A 16,955-nucleotide genomic window follows, 5' to 3' on the forward strand; every position below is an offset into this window, starting at 1 on the left:
GGGACGCTCCTGGGGGGTGATGCGAGAGGTAGGGGGCTTGGCGGAGGTCAGGCGAGCCGGATCCGCGGGTCGATGAGAGCGTAGACGGCATCGACGATGATGTTGAAGAACACGATCGCACCGGCGGCCAGGAGGGTCACGCCGAGCAGCATCGGCAGGTCGCTCTGGTCCACGGACTTCACCGCGAGCCGGCCGATGCCCGGGAGGCTGAAGGTCTGCTCGGTGATGATGGCGCCGCCGATCAGCGTGCCGAGGTCGATGCCGAACACCGTGACGATGGGGCCCATCGCGCCGCGCCAGGCGAAGCGGAAGAACACGTTCGACCGGGACAGGCCCTTGGCGCGGGCGGTACGGACGTAGTCCTCGCTCAGTTGTTCCACGAGCTGCGAGCGGGTCATACGGGTGTAGTTGGCGGTGAAGATGATCGCCAGGACCAGCCAGGGCAGCAGCAGTCCGGAGAACCAGGCGACCGGGTCGTCGCTGAACGGGGTCCACGAGGGCTGGTCGAGCCATCCCAGCTGCGCGACGAAGTAGTACATCGCGATGTAGCCGACGAAGTAGATCTGCAGCGACGAGCCGAGCAGCGACGCCGAGCTGGCGAACTTGTCCAGGAACCTGCCCTGCTTGAGGGCCGCGAGCATGCCCGCGCCGACACCGAGGACCAGGAAGACGACGGCCGCGCCGAAGGCGAGCGAGAGGGTCGTCGGCAGGCGGTCCATGATCGTGTCGAAGACCGGCACGTTGTTGGCGAAGGAGTAGCCGAAGCAGGGTGCGTCGCAGTACCCGTAACCGGCGTAGTCGCGACCGGCGAAGACACCCTTCAGCCAGTACCAGTACTGCACCGGGATGGAGTGGTCGATGCCCAGGTTCTTCCGGATCTGCGCGAGGTTCTCAGGCGTGCAGTTCTTGCCGCAGGACATCATCGCGGGGTCACGCGGCACGGCGTAGAAGAGCCAGAAGGTGATGGCGCTGATGATCAACAGAATGACCAGCGCGCCGATGACTCGGCGGACAAGGAAGCGGAGCATGAGGCGTGACTTTCCGGACGGGGCGCCGTCGCCGCGGTAAGGAGAGGGGGGTGGACCGCAGGGGGTGGCCATCGTGACGGCCACCCCCGGGGGCGTGCGCTTACTTCTTGGCGTAGAGCTTGCAGAGCGCGACGCAGGTGTTGGCGTTGTCCCACAGGACGTTGCCGACCTTGGAGCCGTACAGGTAGTTACGGATCTTGTGGTAGTCCGGGACGACCGCCGCCAGCTCCATGATCATCTTGTCGATGTTGCCCCAGGCCTTGTTGGCCTCCTCGACGTCCGCGATCTGGGAGGCCGCGTCGATGGCCTTGTTGACGCTCGGGTCGTTCAGCTGGGCGTAGTTGCTGCGACCGTCGCCGATGTTCTTGCCGCTCCAGCAGGGGTAGAACTGCGAGTAGCCGTTCGGCCAGTCCGGGCTCCAGCCGGCCGCGAACAGGTCGAAGTCGTTGTCGATCTTGCCGATCTGGGTGTAGAAGGTCGACTTGTCGACCTGCTTGTTGACGACCGTGAAGCCGGCCTCTTCCAGCGCGTTCTTGATGGCGACGGCGGTCTTCACCGCGGTGTCCGACTGCTGGTAGGCGATGACCAGCTTCTGGCCGACCTTGCCGGCCTCCTTCAGCAGGGCCTTGGCCTTCTCGGGGTTGCCGCCCGGCTTCTTGTCCACGCCGTAGAGGTCGAACTTGGTGTAGCCGGGGGTCACCGGGGCGAAGATCGTGGTGGCGATCTCCTGGCTGTAGGCGCCGCCGCCGATGGTCTGGAGCTGCTGGTGCGGCCAGGCGTAGTTGATGGCCTGACGGACCTTGAGGTCCTTGATGCGGGTCATGTTGATCGGCCAGTAGTAGGTGACCGTGTCGACCGCGGTGAGGACGCGCTTCTTCAGCTCGGCGTTGGTGAGGACCTGGGCGATGCGCTCGGGCGCGACCTCGTTGAAGATCGGCACCGCGTACTGGTCGGTGCCCTTGTCCGCGATCCAGCGGTCGGTCGAGGCGACCAGCTCGTAGCCCATCTGGAACAGGTACTTGTCCGGGTAGGCGTTGCGGATCGCGTCCGTCTTCGGGTCCCAGTGCTCGTTGCGCACGAAGGTCATCGACTTGCCGATGTTGCGGCTCTCGACCTTGTACGGGCCGCAGGAGATCGGCTGCTTGTCGTACTTCTCCTTGGTGTCGTGCTTCTTCGGCACCAGGGAGTAGGCACGCATCGCGAGCGTGAAGTTGAAGTCGGCGCGGGCTTCCTTGAGGCGGAAGGTGATGGTCTTGCCGTCGACCTCGATGGAGTCCAGGCTCTTGCCCTCGTACGGGCCCTTGTACTTGTCGCCGCCCACCAGGAAGTCCTGGACGTAGCGCGGACCCTCGGTGACGAAGGTGGCGAAGAGGCGCTCGAAGGTGTGGCGGAGGTCGTCCGAGGAGACTTCGGCGCCGTCCTCCCACTTCAGACCGTCCTTCAGCGTGAAGGTCCAGGTCTTGCCGCCGTCCTTCATGGTGCCGGCGTCGGTCGCGGCGTCGCCGACCAGGGTGGCGTTGCCCTTGGCGTCCAGCTTGTAGCCGGTCAGACCACGCATGATCGGCACGGTGATGGCGGCCTCGGTGGAGACGTAGATCTGCGCCGGGTCCATGTGGTCCATGTCGAACTGCTGGAGCGAGTAGATCGTCCCGCCCTTGACCGCGCCCGCCACCTCGGGGGCCGGACCGGTGGAGTCGGCCTTGGTGCCGACCGGGATCTCGACGGTCTTGGCCCCGGTGACCTTGGGGGCCTTGTCCTGCGAGGAGCCCCCCTCGTTGCCGCTGCTGCAGGCGCTCAGCACCGACGTCGACGCCGCGGCAACGCCGGTGGCGATGAGGAAGTTTCTGCGCGAGAAGGACATGCTGCCTGCCTTGAAGTGGGAGTGATGAGAGAGATCCGGCACCCCGGCGTCCTTGCCGTGGTCCTGAAGAGGGCCGGAGCTAGCGCTTGGACTTCGGGTCGAGTGCGTCACGCACCGAGTCACCGAGCAGGTTGAACGCGAGGACGAAGATCACCATGGCCAGGCCCGGGAAGAGCATGAAGGTGAGGTCCTCGGTGTAGAAACTTGCACCCCGCGCGATCATGACGCCCCAGTCCGGGGTCGGGTCGATCATGCCGACCCCGAGGAACGCGAGACCCGCCTCGGCGGTGACGTACGCCGGGAGCATCAGCGTGGTCTGGATGATGATCGGCGTCCACAGGTTGGGCAGCAGCTCCTTGAAGACGATACGCCCCGGTGATGCACCCGTGACCTTCGCGGCCTCGACGAACTCCCGTTCCCGCAGGCCCAGTACCTGTCCGCGCAGCAGCCGGGCGATGGACGCCCAGCCGAAGGCGGAGAGGACGATGATCAGAGCTGTGGCCCGAAGCCAGGTCGGGATCTCCTCGTCGGGGGCGACGAAGAGCCCGAACACGACCGGCATGAAGGCGATGAAGAAGAGCGTGGACGGGAACGACAGCAGGATGTCGATGACCCGGCCCACGAGATAGTCCGTCTTGCCGCCGAGGTAGCCCGCGGTGGTGCCGATGACCACACCGAGAACCACGGTGAGCACGGTGGCGGCGAGCGCGATGCCCAGCGAGTTGCGGATCGCGTAGAGCAGGAAGGTGAAGACGTCGCGCCCCAGCTGGGGTTCGATGCCGAACCAGAACTCGGAGCTCATGCCGCCGTTCGGGCCCGACGGGTAGGCGAAGGGGTTCAGCAGCTCGGGGCGCTGGCTGGCGTACGTGGTGTAGGGGTCCTTGCCGTACAGCTTGGCTATCAACGGAGCGGCGACGGCGATCACGAAGAAGAAGCCCACGATGCACGCGGACATGACGCCCGTGCGGTCCCGCTTGAAGCGGTTCCACGCCAGCCGTCCGGGGGAGCGGCCCTCGCTGCCCTTGTGGGTGGAGGGCGTGGGCGACTTCTCGACGCTCTCGTCGGTCACCTCAAGCGGGGCAGCCGCTGATGGAGTTGGGGGGGTCATGGTGCTCCTGGCCCACGGGAGGGTCTGATGACTCCGCAGGGCACTCCCTACGGGCTACGCCGGACTTTTTCAACGCAATTCGTTCACGGTCAATAAATTCTGGTCTCCCTTGGTTTTCTCTTTACTTTCTTTACCCGAGCTTGACCATATCGTAGCTACGCGTGTAGCGCGCCGTGATCGTTCCGTGTCTGAATTCGGGCCAACTACGCGAAACGGGCAAGGGGTTCGATATTCGGACGCCGGGGTGTCGGAATGCGTACATCTCGGGGTCACAATCCAACGGTTCGGCATCGGATGGTGAAGATCCGTTGCGCACTGCACCGAAGATCCATTGTGACCTGCGAAGAAGATCCTTTTCGACCCCCCGCCAGGATCCTGCTGCCGGCCCCCGGCGCACTTGTTCCGTCCCCCGAATAGCCCTCAGGTGGCCTCCCGTTGGGCGCGGCCCCTGTGCGTAATGCACCTTTTAAGTTGATATTTACTGGTAATGGATCAGTGCTTCGGTGCTGACGGCGGAGCGCTCAGGTAAAAGCGCGGTCAATGAGGAGGCATCCATGCGTGGAGCCACGCACGCCAAGTGGGCCGCATGCGCGGCGGCGGCAGCACTCGCGGCGACGGCGTGCGGGGGCGGCGGGAGTGACAGCGGTGACGGAGGCGCGGTGCTCAGCTCCTCCTGGGGGGACCCGCAGAACCCGCTGGAGCCCGCCAACACCAACGAGGTGCAGGGCGGCAAGGTCCTCGACATGATCTTCCGCAGCCTGAAGAAGTACAACCCCGAGACCGGCGCGGCCGAGGACATGCTGGCCGAGAAGATCGAGACCACGGACTCCCAGAACTTCACGATCACCGTCAAGGACGGCTGGACGTTCAGCAATGGCGAAAAAGTGACGTCCAAATCCTTCGTCACCGCGTGGAACTACGCCGCGAGTCTGAAGAACAACCAGAAGAACGCCTACTTCTTCGAGTACATCGACGGCTACGCCGCGGCCCACCCCGCCAGTGGCTCACAGACCACGGACGTCCTCTCCGGGCTGAAGGTCATCAACGACAGGACCTTCACCGTCAAGCTCAAGCAGAAGTTCTCCACCTTCCCCGACACCCTGGGCTACCCCGCCTACGCCCCGCTGCCGCAGGCCTTCTTCACCGACCACGCGAACTGGGTGAAGAAACCGATCGGAAACGGGCCGTACACGATCGACTCCTACACCAAGGGCTCCCAGATGGCCCTGAAGAAGTGGGACGGCTACCCCGGCGACGACAAGGCGGAGAACGGCGGCGTGACCCTGAAGGTCTACACCGACAACAACACCGCGTACACCGACCTGCTGGCCGGCAACCTCGACCTCGTCGACGACGTACCCGCGGCGCAGCTCAAGAACGTCAAGAACGACCTCGGTGACCGCTACCTGAACACCCCGGCCGGCATCATCCAGACCCTGGCCTTCCCCTTCTACGACAAGCAGTGGAACACCGCCGGCTCGGACAAGGTCCGTACCGGCCTCTCCCGCGCGATCGACCGCAAGCAGATCACCGAGACGATCTTCCAGAACACCCGCACCCCCGCCACCGACTGGACCTCCCCGGTGCTCGGCGAGGAGGGCGGCTTCAAGGAAGGCCTGTGCGGGGACGCCTGCGAGTACGACCCCGCCGCCGCGAAGAAGCTCATCCAGGAGGGCGGCGGCCTGCCCGGCGGCCAGGTGAAGATCACATACAACGCGGACACCGGATCCCACAAACAGTGGGTCGACGCGGTCTGCAACTCGATCAACAACGCCCTCGACAACGACAAGGCCTGCGTCGGCAACCCGGTCGGCACCTTCGCGGACTTCCGCACCCAGATCGGCGACCGGAAGATGACCGGCCCCTTCCGGGCCGGGTGGCAGATGGACTACCCCCTCATCCAGAACTTCCTCCAGCCGCTCTACTACACGAACGCCTCCTCCAACGACGGCAAGTGGTCCAACAAGGACTTCGACAAGCTCGTCGACCAGGCCAACGCCGAGACCGACACCGCCAAGGCCGTGGAGCTCTTCCAGCAGGCCGAGGAGGTCGTCCGCGACAACATGGCCGCCATCCCGCTCTGGTACCAGAACGGCAGCGCCGGCTACTCGGAGCGGCTCTCGAACGTCAAGCTCAACCCGTTCTCCGTCCCGGTCTACAACGAGATCAAGGTCAGCTGACCCGCCATGGGCCGGTATGTGATCCGGCGGCTGCTCCAGATGATCCCGGTGTTCATCGGAGCCACGCTGTTGATCTTTCTGATGGTGAACGTGATGGGCGACCCCATCGCGGGCCTGTGCGGTGACCGGGAGTGCGACCCGGCCACCGCCGCCCAGCTCCAGAAGGAGTTCGGTCTCGACAAGCCGGTCTGGCAGCAGTACCTGACCTACATGGGGAACGTCTTCACCGGAGACTTCGGTACGGCGTTCAACGGCCAGCCGGTCACCGAGCTGATGGCGACGGCCTTCCCGGTCACCATCCGGCTGACGATCGTCGCGATCGTCTTCGAGATCGTCATCGGCATCACCCTGGGTGTCATCACGGGTCTGCACCGGGGCCGTCCCGTCGACAGCGGGGTCCTGATCCTCACCCTCGTCGTGATCTCCGTCCCCACCTTCGTCACCGGTCTGCTGCTCCAGCTGCTGCTCGGCGTCGAATGGGGCTGGATCAAACCGTCGGTCTCCTCGGAGGCCACCTTCGGTGAGCTGATCGTGCCGGGCCTGGTGCTCGCCTCCGTCTCCCTGGCGTACGTCACCCGGCTGACCCGCACCTCCATCGCGGAGAACAAACGGTCCGACTACGTCCGCACGGCCGTCGCCAAGGGGCTCCCCCGCCGCCGGGTCGTCACCCGGCACCTGCTGCGCAACTCCCTCATCCCGGTGATCACCTTCATCGGCACCGACATCGGCGCCCTGATGGGCGGGGCGATCGTCACCGAGCGCATCTTCAACATCCACGGCGTCGGGTTCCAGCTCTACCAGGGGATCCTCCGCCAGAACACCCAGACCGTCGTCGGCTTCGTGACCGTCCTCGTCCTGGTCTTCCTGCTGGCCAACCTGCTCGTCGACCTGCTGTACGCCGTACTCGACCCGAGGATCCGCTATGCCTGAGCCGATGCCGCCGGAGCACCTGCCGGGCGCGGGCCGCACCCCGGAGGAGGGCGCCATCGCCGACACCGGCATGGGCGGAGCGATGGACCTGGCCACCGCGGAGGGGGAGACCCTCGAGAAGACACCCGGCGGACCGCAGGGCACCGGGCCGTCCGAGAAGCCCCGTTCCCTCTGGTCCGACGCCTGGCGGGACCTGCGCCGCAACCCGGTCTTCATCATCTCCGGCCTGGTCATCCTCTTCTTGGTCTTCATCTCCCTGTGGCCCGGGGCCATCACCTGGCTGAGCCCCCTCAAGTGCGACCTCGCCAAGGCCCAGGAGGGCTCCCAGCCGGGCCATCCCTTCGGCTTCGACGGCCAGGGCTGCGACGTCTACACGCGGGTCGTCTACGGCGCCCGCACGTCCGTCACGGTCGGTGTCCTGGCCACGCTCGGCGTCGCCCTGCTCGGCAGCGTGCTGGGCGGTCTGGCCGGGTTCTTCGGCGGGGCGGGGGACTCGATCCTGTCCCGGATCACCGACATCTTCTTCGCCATCCCGGTCGTCCTCGGCGGCCTGGTCCTCCTCTCCGTCGTGACCAGCAATACGGTCTGGCCGGTCATCGGGTTCATGGTGCTGCTCGGCTGGCCCCAGATCTCCCGGATCGCCCGCGGCTCGGTGATCACCGCCAAGCAGAACGACTACGTCCAGGCGGCCCGGGCCCTGGGCGCCACCCACTCCCGGCTGCTGCTGCGGCACATCGCGCCGAACGCGGTCGCCCCGGTGATCGTCGTGGCGACCATCGCGCTCGGCACGTTCATCGCGCTGGAGGCGACCCTGTCCTACCTCGGCGTGGGACTGAAACCGCCGACCGTCTCCTGGGGCATCGACATCTCCGCCGCCTCGCCCTACATCCGCAACGCCCCGCACGCCCTGCTGTGGCCCTCGGGCGCCCTGGCCCTCACGGTCCTGGCGTTCATCATGCTCGGCGACGCGGTGCGCGACGCCCTCGACCCGAAGCTGAGGTGACGGCCGGATGCTGCTCGAAGTACGCGACCTGCACGTGGAGTTCCGCACCCGGGACGGGATCGCCAGGGCCGTCAACGGCGTCAGCTACGGCGTGGACGCGGGCGAGACCCTCGCCGTGCTCGGCGAGTCCGGCTCCGGCAAGTCCGTCACCGCCCAGGCGATCATGGGCATCCTCGACGTGCCGCCCGGCCGGATCACCGGCGGCGAGATCCTCTTCCGCGGCAAGGACCTGCTGCGCTTCAAGGAGGAGGAACGCCGGAAGGTCCGCGGCGCCGAGATGGCGATGATCTTCCAGGACGCCCTGTCGTCCCTGAACCCCGTGCTCTCGGTGGGCGACCAGCTCGGCGAGATGTTCGTCGTGCACCGGGGGATGTCCAGGAAGGACGCGCGGACCAAGGCCGTGGAGCTGATGGACCGGGTCCGTATCCCGGGGGCCCGGGAACGGGTCAGGGACTACCCGCACCAGTTCTCCGGCGGTATGCGCCAACGCATCATGATCGCGATGGCGATGGCCCTGGAGCCGGCGCTCATCATCGCCGACGAACCCACCACCGCCCTCGACGTCACCGTCCAGGCCCAGGTCATGGACCTGCTCGCGGAACTCCAGCGCGAGTACCACATGGGTCTGATCCTCATCACCCACGACCTGGGCGTGGTCGCGGACGTGGCCGACCGGATCGCGGTGATGTACGCGGGCCGGATCGTCGAGTCGGCCCCGGTCCACGACATCTACAAGGCCCCGGCCCACCCGTACACCCGAGGTCTGCTCGACTCCATCCCCCGGCTGGACCAGAAGGGCCAGGAGCTCTACGCCATCAAGGGCCTGCCGCCCAACCTCATGCACATCCCGCCCGGCTGCGCCTTCAACCCGCGCTGCCCGATGGCCCAGGACGTGTGCCGCACGGACGTGCCCCCGCTGTACGAGGTCGACGAGTCCGACGCGGACCGCACGAGCGCGTGCCACTTCTGGAGGGAGTGCCTGCATGGCTAGTTCCGCATCGGCCGAGCCGATCCTCGAGGTGAGCGGGCTGGTCAAGCACTATCCGCTCACCCAGGGCATCCTCTTCAAGAAGCAGGTCGGCGCGGTCAAGGCCGTCGACGGCGTCGACTTCACCCTCCACCGCGGCGAGACCCTGGGCATCGTCGGGGAGTCCGGCTGCGGCAAGTCCACGGTCGCCAAGATGCTGGTCAACCTCGAGAAGCCGACGGCGGGGGAGATCCGCTACAAGGGCGAGGACGTCACCGGCCTGTCGGGCAAGGCGCTGCGGGCGGTCCGGCGCAACATCCAGATGGTCTTCCAGGACCCGTACACCTCGCTCAACCCGCGCATGACCGTCGGCGACATCATCGGGGAGCCGTACGAGATCCATCCCGAGGTGGCACCCAAGGGCGACCGGCGCAGACAGGTCCAGGACCTGCTGGACGTCGTCGGACTCAACCCCGAGTACATCAACCGCTACCCGCACCAGTTCTCCGGCGGCCAGCGGCAGCGCATCGGCATCGCGCGGGGGCTGGCCCTGCGCCCCGAGGTGATCGTGGCCGACGAACCGGTGTCGGCGCTGGACGTGTCGGTCCAGGCGCAGGTGATCAACCTGCTGGACCGGCTCCAGAGCGAGTTCGAACTCTCCTACCTCTTCATCGCCCACGACCTCTCGATCGTCCGCCACATCTCGGACCGGGTCGGCGTGATGTACCTCGGCCGGATCGTGGAGATCGGCCGGGACGCCGAGATCTACGACCATCCGACCCACCCCTACACGCAGGCCCTGCTCTCCGCGGTGCCCGTTCCGGACCCGGAGGCGCGGGAGCACCGGGAGCGGATCATCCTGACGGGTGACGTCCCGTCCCCGACGAACATCCCCTCCGGCTGCCGCTTCCGCACCCGCTGCTGGAAGGCGCGGGAGCGGTGCGAGCTGGAGGTGCCGGTGCTGGCGGTCCCGGCGGACTTCCGGCTCGCGACCGGCCCGGCGGCACACGACTCGGCATGTCACTTCGCGGAGGAGAAGCAGGTGGTCCCGCCGGAGGAAGCACGGGAGGAACCACCGGATGATCACACCAACGGCGGTGTATAGCAGCACATTTGCTGAGCAACCGCGTTAACACACAGGCAACTTGACCGACCCGATTCCGATATACGGACGGGCCACTCTGAACAGCGTACGGCCGTGCGGGTGCCGTAAACGGGCCGGGAGCGCCATGTCTCCCGGCCCGTTGCCGCGTCTACGGCACTACGTCAGTCCCAGTGAACGCCTGAGGAAGTCCACCTGGAGCAGCAGCAGGTTCTCCGCGACCTGTTCCTGGGGGGTCATGTGGGTGACGCCCGACAGGGGGAGCACCTCGTGCGGGCGGCCGGCGGCCAGCAGGGCCGAGGAGAGCCGCAGGCTGTGGGCGACGACCACGTTGTCGTCGGCCAGCCCGTGGACGATCATCAGCGGGCGGTGGGGTCCGGCGGGCGAGGAGAGCCCCTCGTCGGTGACGAGCGAGCTCTTCGCGTACGCCTCCGGGGTGGTGGCCGGGTCGCCGAGGTAGCGCTCGGTGTAGTGGGTGTCGTAGAGCCGCCAGTCGGCCACCGGGGCGCCCGCGATGCCGGCGTGGAAGACGTCGGGACGGCGCAGCACCGCCAGGGCCGCGAGCCAGCCGCCGTAGGACCAGCCGCGGATCGCCACCCGGGAGAGGTCGAGGGGGTGGCTCTTCGCCAGCTCCTGCAGCGCCTCGACCTGGTCGTCCAGGCTGACCGTGAGGTCGTGATGGATCGCCTTCTCCCAGCCGGGGGAGCGGCCCGGGGTGCCGCGCCCGTCGGCGACGACCACCGCGAAACCCTGGTCGGCGAACCACTGCGAGGTCAGATGCGCGTTGTGCGCGGCGAGGACCCGGGGCCCGTGCGGGCCGCCGTAGGGATCCATGAGTACGGGCAGGGGGGTGTCACCGGGGTAGTCCGTAGGCATAAGCACGGCGCACGGGATGCGCCGTGCGCCCCCTTCGGTGAGGAGTACGCGGGGGGACAGACCGGGATCTTCGGCATACGACCGGACGGTCGCCGCGGGCTTCCCCTCCCGCAGTACCCGCGCCACGCTGCCCGGCCGGTCGAGCACCGCCGACACCAGGACGGTCACGTCCCCCGAGCGCACCGCCGAGTGCACCCCGGGCTCCTGGGAGAGGCGCTCGACGCCGAGTTCGTTGACGCGGTAGACGTGCACCTCACCGGTCTCCGGCGCGGCCGCGTCCGCCCCGGCCGAAGCGGCGACCAGCACGTCGTCGGAGGTGACGTCGAGCACCGCGCGTACGTGCAACTGGGCTCCCGTCAAAGGACGTTCCCCGACCGCCAGGACCCGGGCGCCGCCCTCGTCGGCGATCCTGACCAACTGGCCCGACGGGCTCCAGCAGGGCACGCCAGGGAAAAGATCGAGCCAAATCCGATCTTCGTCGGCGTGCACCATCCGGGTCGCCCCGGAGTCGGTGTCCACCGCCAGGAACAGCTGACTGCGCTGGTCGCGCGCCTGTACGAGCAGCAGCGGCGCCCCCGCCCCTGACCAGTGCACTCGCGCCAGATACGGATAACGCGCCCGGTCCCAGACGACCTCCGTGCGCACCCCGTCGAGCCCGAACACGAACAGCCGCACCTCGGCGTTGGCCGTCCCGGCAGCCGGATAAGGCACGTGTTGTGGGTCACGTTTCGGCTGGGCCGGATCGGAGATCCACCACCGCTCCACCGGCGTGTCGTCCACCCGCGTGACCAGCAGTCGATCCGACTCCGGGGACCACCAGAACCCCCGCGAGCGGCCCATCTCCTCGGCCGCGATGAACTCGGCCAATCCATAGGAAACCGTGTCCGATTCCGGTTCCGCCAGCGCCCGGTCGCCGTCGCCCTCGGCGCCCACCACCCGCAGGGCGCCCCCGACGGCGTATGCGACGAGCCGCCCGTCGGGGGACGGACGGGGGTCGATCACCGGCCCGGGAACCGCGAGTTCGGTCGCCGTACCGGCCCGCAGCTCCGCCGTGAAAAGCCGCCCTGACAAGGCGAAAGACGCCAGCTCGACGGCCTCGTCGGTGGCGTAGCCGATGATCCCGGCGCCGCCCTCACGGCTGCGCTCGCGGCGGGCGCGCTCCTCCGGCGAGAGGTCCTCCGAGGTGCCGCCGAGGAGGATGCGCGGGTCGGCCGCCGGGCGCTCCGTGCCGTCCGCCGGGTCGAGGACCCACAGCGCACCCGCGCGGTCCGTACCGGAGCCGGAGCGCAGGAACACGACCCGGGAGCTGTCGGGGGCCACCGTGAACGAACGCGGCGCGCCGAGGGTGAAACGCTGGGTGCGGGCGTGTCTGCGGGGGAAGGAGTCGGACTCGGTCGTCATCCTCCGACCATATTGGCCATGCGACCCCCTTGTGCGGCTGTGCGCCGCGAGATGCGCACCCACACATAGTTATGATCACTAGCGCTGTGTGGGTATGAACCTGCTGGCTGATGTATGGATTTACAAGTTCCCTTGTTCTGCTTTTGCCCCCACGTTCCCGGGTCCTTGGAGGTGAACCGCCGTGGCACTCTCGATTTCGGCGGTGGTGCTGCTGGCGATCATCGTCTTCTTGCTGGTCAAGAAGTCGGGGCTGAAAGGCGGTCACGCGGTCGTCTGCATCCTGCTCGGCTTCTATCTGGCCTCCTCGACGATCGCGCCCACGATCAGCGACCTGACGACGAGCGTGGCGAGCATGATCGGCAGCATCAAGTTCTGACGCGTGCCGACCCTGCGTCTGCCCCTGCGCGGGAGATGTAGTCCCGCCTCGTAGGGTTGGCCTCATGACGGAACGCCCCTCCCCCGACCTCCGGCCGGGGGGACCCCCATCTCGCGCCGCTCGGCGTCTGCTGCTGGTGCACGCGCACCCGGACGACGAGTCGATCAACAACGGCGTGACCATGGCCAGGTACGCGGCCGAGGGTGCCCGGGTGACCCTCGTCACCTGCACCCTCGGCGAACGCGGCGAGGTCATCCCGCCGGAGCTGCGGCACCTGACCGGCGCCGCCCTGGGGGAGCACCGGCGCGGTGAACTCGCCGCCGCCATGGCCGAGCTCGGCGTCGACGACTTCCGCCTGCTCGGCGGCGTCGGCCGCTACGTCGACTCCGGGATGATGGGCCTTCCCGACAACGACGACCCCGCCTGCTTCTGGCGGGCCGACGTCGACGAGGCCGCCGCGGCCCTCGTCGACGTCGTCCTCGAGGTACGCCCCCACGTCCTCGTCACCTACGACGACGACGGCGGCTACGGCCACCCCGACCACATCCAGGCCCACCGCGTCGCCATGCGGGCCGCGGAGCTGGCCGAGGGCGCCGGGTGGCGCATCCCCAAGGTGTACGTCAACCGCGTCCCGCGCACCGTCGTCGGGGCCGCCTTCGCGCGGCTCCGGGAGGAGCTGCCGGAACTGCCCTTCGCCAAGAGCGCCGTCGTCACCGACGTGCCGGGCGTGGTGGACGACGGCCTGGTCACCGCCGCGATCGAGGGCGGCCCGGCGCACACCGCCGCCAAGGCCGCCGCGATGCGCGCGCATGCCACCCAGATCGAAGTCGCCCCCGGCGAGCGGTACTTCGCCCTCTCCAACGAGCTCGCGCAGCCCCTGTTCCCGATCGAGTACTACGAACTCGTACGCGGGGAACCCGCCGGGAAGAGAGAGACCGACCTGTTCGCCGGTACGGGCGACGTGACGGAGGTGGCGTGATGTCCGACCGGGGTTCGATGCTCGCCCAGCCGCTGCGGATGCCCCCCGCCGGACGGATCGCCGCCTGTGCGGGACTCCTGCTGCTCGGCGCCGTCACCGGTCTCGCCGGGGCGCTCGTCCAGGCCGGCTGGTTCCCGGGCGGCCTGCTCCTCGCACTTGTGGGCGCGGCCGGGCTGTTCCTCGGCGGGGCCCGGGCGCTCGGCAGCCGCGCCGGGGCCGTCGCCCCCGCCGCCGGCTGGATGATCTCCGTCATCCTGTGCACGGCGGGCCGTCCCGAGGGCGACTTCCTGTTCGGCGCGGGAGGCGGTTCGTACCTCTTCCTGCTCGGCGGCATGGCACTTGCTGTGATCTGCGCCACCATTGGTTCGGGGCGGCAACCGGTCGGCGGCGACGTCCGACTTGGCAAGTGACGTACCACTTCACCGTGGCGTGCCCGTGGGAGTCCCGTGTGGGTTTCCCCGGCGGTCGTGGGATACGGGCCAGAAGTGGCCAGTATGGTGGTGCGCGCCGCCGAGCTGCCCGTGAGGCCGTGCGGGCGGCGGAGCCAACCTGGAGAACCTGCCTTGAGTCGTGAAACTGACAGTCCGTCCTCCGGGCCCAACGGGCGCGGCGGAGCCGCATACCCCTCGGGCACGCCGCCGTACGGCACCCCCGTGGTGTCCGACGGCGGTGCGGACGCGGGCCGTTCGTCCGCGCAGCCGGAGGAACGCAAGACCGAGACCACGCTGACGACCCGGATCCGCATCAACATCCCGGGTTCGCGGCCGATTCCGCCGGTCGTGATGCGCACGCCCGTCGCCGACACGGAGAGCAAGGGCGGTGACGGCCCCGACGGCAACGCCCAGGCCGCTGCCGCCCCGCAGCCGTCGCCGTCCGCGCCCGCCGCCGGTCACTCCTCGTCCGACACGGGCTCGTTCGAGCTGCCCGCCGGACCCGCGCCCGCCCCGGAGACGAGCAACTGGTTCGCGCCCCGCAAGTCCGGCCCGGGCAAGGGCGGACAGGGCGGCGGCTCCACCAACGGCGCGGGTCTGCCGGGCGGTTCCGCCGCCGGTACGGGCGCGCCCACGGGAGCCCCCACCGGCGCGCCGGGAGCGGGTCCCGGAACCGGCACGGGTGCGCCCGGCGGCGCGCGGCCGGGCAACGGACGTCCCGGCGGTGTGGTCGGCTCCATGAGCGTGCCGGGCGGTTCCCGTCCCGGCGGCACCAACGGCGCCGGGATCCCCGGTGGCGCCACCGGCGGTCCCGTGGCTCCGGGGCACGGCGGCGGCACGGGCTCCTTCGACGTCACCGAGGCACTCGCCGCGGGCCCGCTCGGCAACGGCCCCCGGCCGGGCCAGCAGGGGCAGCCGCCGGTGCAGGGGCAGCCGCCGGTGCAGGGCCAGGGGCCTGCGCAGGGCGTCGGCGGTGCCGAGCCGCGGCGTGACAACCTGCCGTACTTCTCCGACAACGGCCAGAACGCCCAGCCGGGTCAGAACGGCCAGAACGGCTTCGGCGTGCCGAACGGCACGCACGGCCAGGGCCCCCAGGGCGGTCTCCCGGCCGGTCCCGGCGGCTCCTACGACTTCAACGGGCCGGACGGTCCCGGCGGCCCCGGCGGCCGTGGCGGCCCGCAGGGCGGCCCCGCGGGCCCGACCGGCGGTCCGGTCACCGGCGACGGCCCGATGGTGCCCCCGATGGGCGGCGTCCCGCACGGCGCCCCCGGCGCTCCCGGTGCGACCCGCCCGCCCGGCGCTCCCGCCGGTCCGGGTGGTCCCGGCGGCCCGAACGGCCGTGGCGGTCCGGGTGCTCCGGGTGCTCCGGGCGGCCCCGCAGGCCAGGCAGGTCCCGGCGGTCCTCGTGCCGTCGGCGCCGGCCCCGGCACCGGCCGTCTCCCCGGCGGTGGCCTGAGCGACGACACCGCGATCCTCACCCCGCAGAAGCCCGCCCCCGAACCGGGCGCGGGCGGCTACGGCGGCCGCCCCGTCGACAACGTCTCCGGGAACACCGTCACCAGCGGCATCCCCGTCGTGCCCGGCGGCCAGGGCGGTACGCGCACCGACGGTCCGCTGCCGCACACCCCGCCGAAGGGGCCGGCCCCGGCCCCGCAGAGCGCGCCCGCGGGCGATTCCAGGAACTCCAAGAAGAAAAAGAAGAAGGGCCGCGGCAAGCTGCCCCTGCTGGGCGGCCTGGTGGTGGTCGCGGGGATCGGCCTCTACGGCGCCGGCCTGCTGATGAACCACTCCGACGTGCCCAAGGGCACCACCGTGCTCGGCGTCGACGTCGGCGGCGGCACCAGCGACGACGCCGTCAAGAAGCTCGACGACGCGTTCGGCAAGCGGGTCACCCAGGCACTGAAGCTGTCCGTCGACGGCGACACCGTCACCCTGAAGCCGGATCAGGCGGGTCTCCAGTTCGACCTGCAGGCCACCGTCGACGACGCCGCCAAGAGCGACTACAACCCGGTCTCCGTGATCGGCTCGCTGTTCGGACAGCACCGCGAGGTCGAGCCGGCGATGCCGGTCGACGAGGAGAAGCTCCAGGCGGCCCTCGAGACCGCCGCGGGCGGCTCCGGCTCGGCCACCGACGGCACGATCAAGTTCGAGTCCGGCAAGGCCGTGGCCGTCTACGGCAAGGCGGGCAAGGGCATCGACGCGGCGCAGGCCCAGGAGGCCGTCGTCGAGGCCTATCGCACCCAGGTGGAGACCGGCACGACCACCGCCGTGAAGGTCCCGACGACCGACAAGCAGCCGACGATCTCCGACGCCGAGGTCGACCGGATGATGAAGGAGTTCGCGGAACCGGCGATGTCCGGCAAGGTCACCGTCATGACCGACGCCGCGCACTCGGTCTCCTTCAGCCCGAAGAACTCCCTCTGGAAGTTCCTCCAGGTCAAGGCGGTCAACGGCAAGCTCGTCGAGAGCTACGACCAGGCCGCGCTGACGGAGCTCTACGGCGGCACCTTCAACGGTGTGCTGATCACCCGCGGCACCGGCCAGAAGACGGCCGTCACGGTCCAGGACGTCATCGGCGCCCTGCGCCCGGCCCTGAAGAGCGAGACGGAGCGGACCGGGGTCATCGACACCGACCCGAGCTGACCCGACGGCGGTGCCGCATGACATCTGTCATGCGGCACCGAGGACGGCAGACACTGCCGCCCGCCCGGCC

At 69.1% G+C, this 16,955-nt stretch carries 13 protein-coding genes; 9 read left to right on the forward strand and 4 right to left on the reverse strand.

Going from position 1 to position 16,955, the window contains the following annotated elements; all coding sequences use genetic code 11:
- Window positions 1–47: 47 nt before the first annotated feature.
- The 3 genes from ASD48_RS21430 to ASD48_RS21440 all read right to left on the reverse strand — a co-directional run bounded on the left by ASD48_RS21430 (window position 48) and on the right by ASD48_RS21440 (window position 3,958).
- Entirely contained in the window at window positions 48–1,028 is a 981-nt protein-coding gene (locus ASD48_RS21430) for an ABC transporter permease (protein WP_057603253.1), read from the reverse strand.
- Between the two features lie 100 nt (window positions 1,029–1,128).
- Window positions 1,129–2,889: an ABC transporter substrate-binding protein gene (locus ASD48_RS21435; RefSeq protein ID WP_057603568.1), complete on the reverse strand. Its 1,761-nt coding sequence runs from the start codon at window positions 2,887–2,889 to the stop codon at window positions 1,129–1,131.
- Window positions 2,890–2,968: 79 nt separating this feature from the next.
- Entirely contained in the window at window positions 2,969–3,958 is a 990-nt protein-coding gene (locus ASD48_RS21440) for an ABC transporter permease (protein ID WP_057603254.1), read from the reverse strand.
- Window positions 3,959–4,551: 593 nt separating this feature from the next.
- On the opposite strand from ASD48_RS21440, the gene ASD48_RS21445 reads away from it, so the two are divergent.
- Genes ASD48_RS21445 through ASD48_RS21465 form a run of 5 tightly spaced genes read left to right on the forward strand, consistent with a single transcriptional unit; the run spans window position 4,552 to window position 10,182 of the window.
- On the forward strand, window positions 4,552–6,177 hold the full coding sequence (locus ASD48_RS21445; protein ID WP_057603255.1) for an ABC transporter substrate-binding protein: 1,626 nt from the start codon (window positions 4,552–4,554) through the stop codon (window positions 6,175–6,177).
- 6 nt (window positions 6,178–6,183) lie between these two features.
- The gene (locus ASD48_RS21450) at window positions 6,184–7,107 is read left to right on the forward strand and encodes an ABC transporter permease (RefSeq protein ID WP_020127946.1); all 924 of its coding nucleotides are present in this window, start codon (window positions 6,184–6,186) and stop codon (window positions 7,105–7,107) included.
- Window positions 7,100–8,110 (forward strand): ABC transporter permease, encoded by a 1,011-nt coding sequence (locus ASD48_RS21455; protein WP_057603256.1) that lies wholly within the window; start codon window positions 7,100–7,102, stop codon window positions 8,108–8,110. Before ASD48_RS21450 ends, ASD48_RS21455 begins: the two co-directional genes overlap by 8 nt.
- 7 nt (window positions 8,111–8,117) lie before the next feature.
- Window positions 8,118–9,101 carry an ABC transporter ATP-binding protein gene (locus ASD48_RS21460; RefSeq protein WP_057603257.1) on the forward strand — a complete coding sequence of 328 codons (984 nt, stop codon included), beginning with the start codon at window positions 8,118–8,120 and terminating at the stop codon, window positions 9,099–9,101.
- Window positions 9,094–10,182 (forward strand): dipeptide ABC transporter ATP-binding protein, encoded by a 1,089-nt coding sequence (locus ASD48_RS21465; protein WP_057603258.1) that lies wholly within the window; start codon window positions 9,094–9,096, stop codon window positions 10,180–10,182. Before ASD48_RS21460 ends, ASD48_RS21465 begins: the two co-directional genes overlap by 8 nt.
- Before the next feature lie 156 nt (window positions 10,183–10,338).
- Here the strand turns inward: ASD48_RS21465 and ASD48_RS21470 are convergent, their stop codons facing one another.
- Entirely contained in the window at window positions 10,339–12,456 is a 2,118-nt protein-coding gene (locus ASD48_RS21470) for a prolyl oligopeptidase family serine peptidase (protein WP_057603259.1), read from the reverse strand.
- Between the two features lie 181 nt (window positions 12,457–12,637).
- On the opposite strand from ASD48_RS21470, the gene ASD48_RS21475 reads away from it, so the two are divergent.
- The 4 genes from ASD48_RS21475 (at window position 12,638) to ASD48_RS44290 (ending at window position 16,885) form a co-directional block, all read left to right on the forward strand.
- The gene (locus ASD48_RS21475) at window positions 12,638–12,832 is read left to right on the forward strand and encodes a hypothetical protein (protein ID WP_020127941.1); all 195 of its coding nucleotides are present in this window, start codon (window positions 12,638–12,640) and stop codon (window positions 12,830–12,832) included.
- Between the two features lie 64 nt (window positions 12,833–12,896).
- Window positions 12,897–13,811: an N-acetyl-1-D-myo-inositol-2-amino-2-deoxy-alpha-D-glucopyranoside deacetylase gene (gene mshB, locus ASD48_RS21480; RefSeq protein ID WP_057603260.1), complete on the forward strand. Its 915-nt coding sequence runs from the start codon at window positions 12,897–12,899 to the stop codon at window positions 13,809–13,811.
- Complete coding sequence (locus tag ASD48_RS21485) at window positions 13,811–14,221, forward strand: DUF6113 family protein (protein WP_057603261.1); 411 nt, start codon at window positions 13,811–13,813, stop codon at window positions 14,219–14,221. Before mshB ends, ASD48_RS21485 begins: the two co-directional genes overlap by 1 nt.
- Window positions 14,222–14,374: 153 nt before the next feature.
- A complete protein-coding gene (locus ASD48_RS44290; RefSeq protein WP_057603262.1) occupies window positions 14,375–16,885 on the forward strand; it encodes a hypothetical protein in 2,511 nt (836 codons plus the stop codon).
- The last annotated feature ends 70 nt before the right edge of the window (window positions 16,886–16,955 follow it).

It is taken from the genome of Streptomyces sp. Root1310, assembly GCF_001426425.1.
In the GTDB taxonomy this organism is placed as follows: Bacteria; Actinomycetota; Actinomycetes; order Streptomycetales; family Streptomycetaceae; genus Streptomyces.

What these genes read in the sequence shown, in the direction of transcription:
- ASD48_RS21430 (WP_057603253.1), bottom strand. Translation starts at nt 1,028, where the DNA reads ATGCTCCGCTTCCTTGTCCGCCGAGTCATCGGCGCGCTGGTCATTCTG.
- ASD48_RS21435 (WP_057603568.1), bottom strand. Translation starts at nt 2,889, where the DNA reads ATGTCCTTCTCGCGCAGAAACTTCCTCATCGCCACCGGCGTTGCCGCG.
- ASD48_RS21445 (WP_057603255.1), top strand. Translation starts at nt 4,552, where the DNA reads ATGCGTGGAGCCACGCACGCCAAGTGGGCCGCATGCGCGGCGGCGGCA.
- ASD48_RS21450 (WP_020127946.1), top strand. Translation starts at nt 6,184, where the DNA reads ATGGGCCGGTATGTGATCCGGCGGCTGCTCCAGATGATCCCGGTGTTC.
- ASD48_RS21455 (WP_057603256.1), top strand. Translation starts at nt 7,100, where the DNA reads ATGCCTGAGCCGATGCCGCCGGAGCACCTGCCGGGCGCGGGCCGCACC.
- ASD48_RS21460 (WP_057603257.1), top strand. Translation starts at nt 8,118, where the DNA reads ATGCTGCTCGAAGTACGCGACCTGCACGTGGAGTTCCGCACCCGGGAC.
- ASD48_RS21465 (WP_057603258.1), top strand. Translation starts at nt 9,094, where the DNA reads ATGGCTAGTTCCGCATCGGCCGAGCCGATCCTCGAGGTGAGCGGGCTG.
- ASD48_RS21470 (WP_057603259.1), bottom strand. Translation starts at nt 12,456, where the DNA reads ATGACGACCGAGTCCGACTCCTTCCCCCGCAGACACGCCCGCACCCAG.
- mshB (WP_057603260.1), top strand. Translation starts at nt 12,897, where the DNA reads ATGACGGAACGCCCCTCCCCCGACCTCCGGCCGGGGGGACCCCCATCT.
- ASD48_RS21485 (WP_057603261.1), top strand. Translation starts at nt 13,811, where the DNA reads ATGTCCGACCGGGGTTCGATGCTCGCCCAGCCGCTGCGGATGCCCCCC.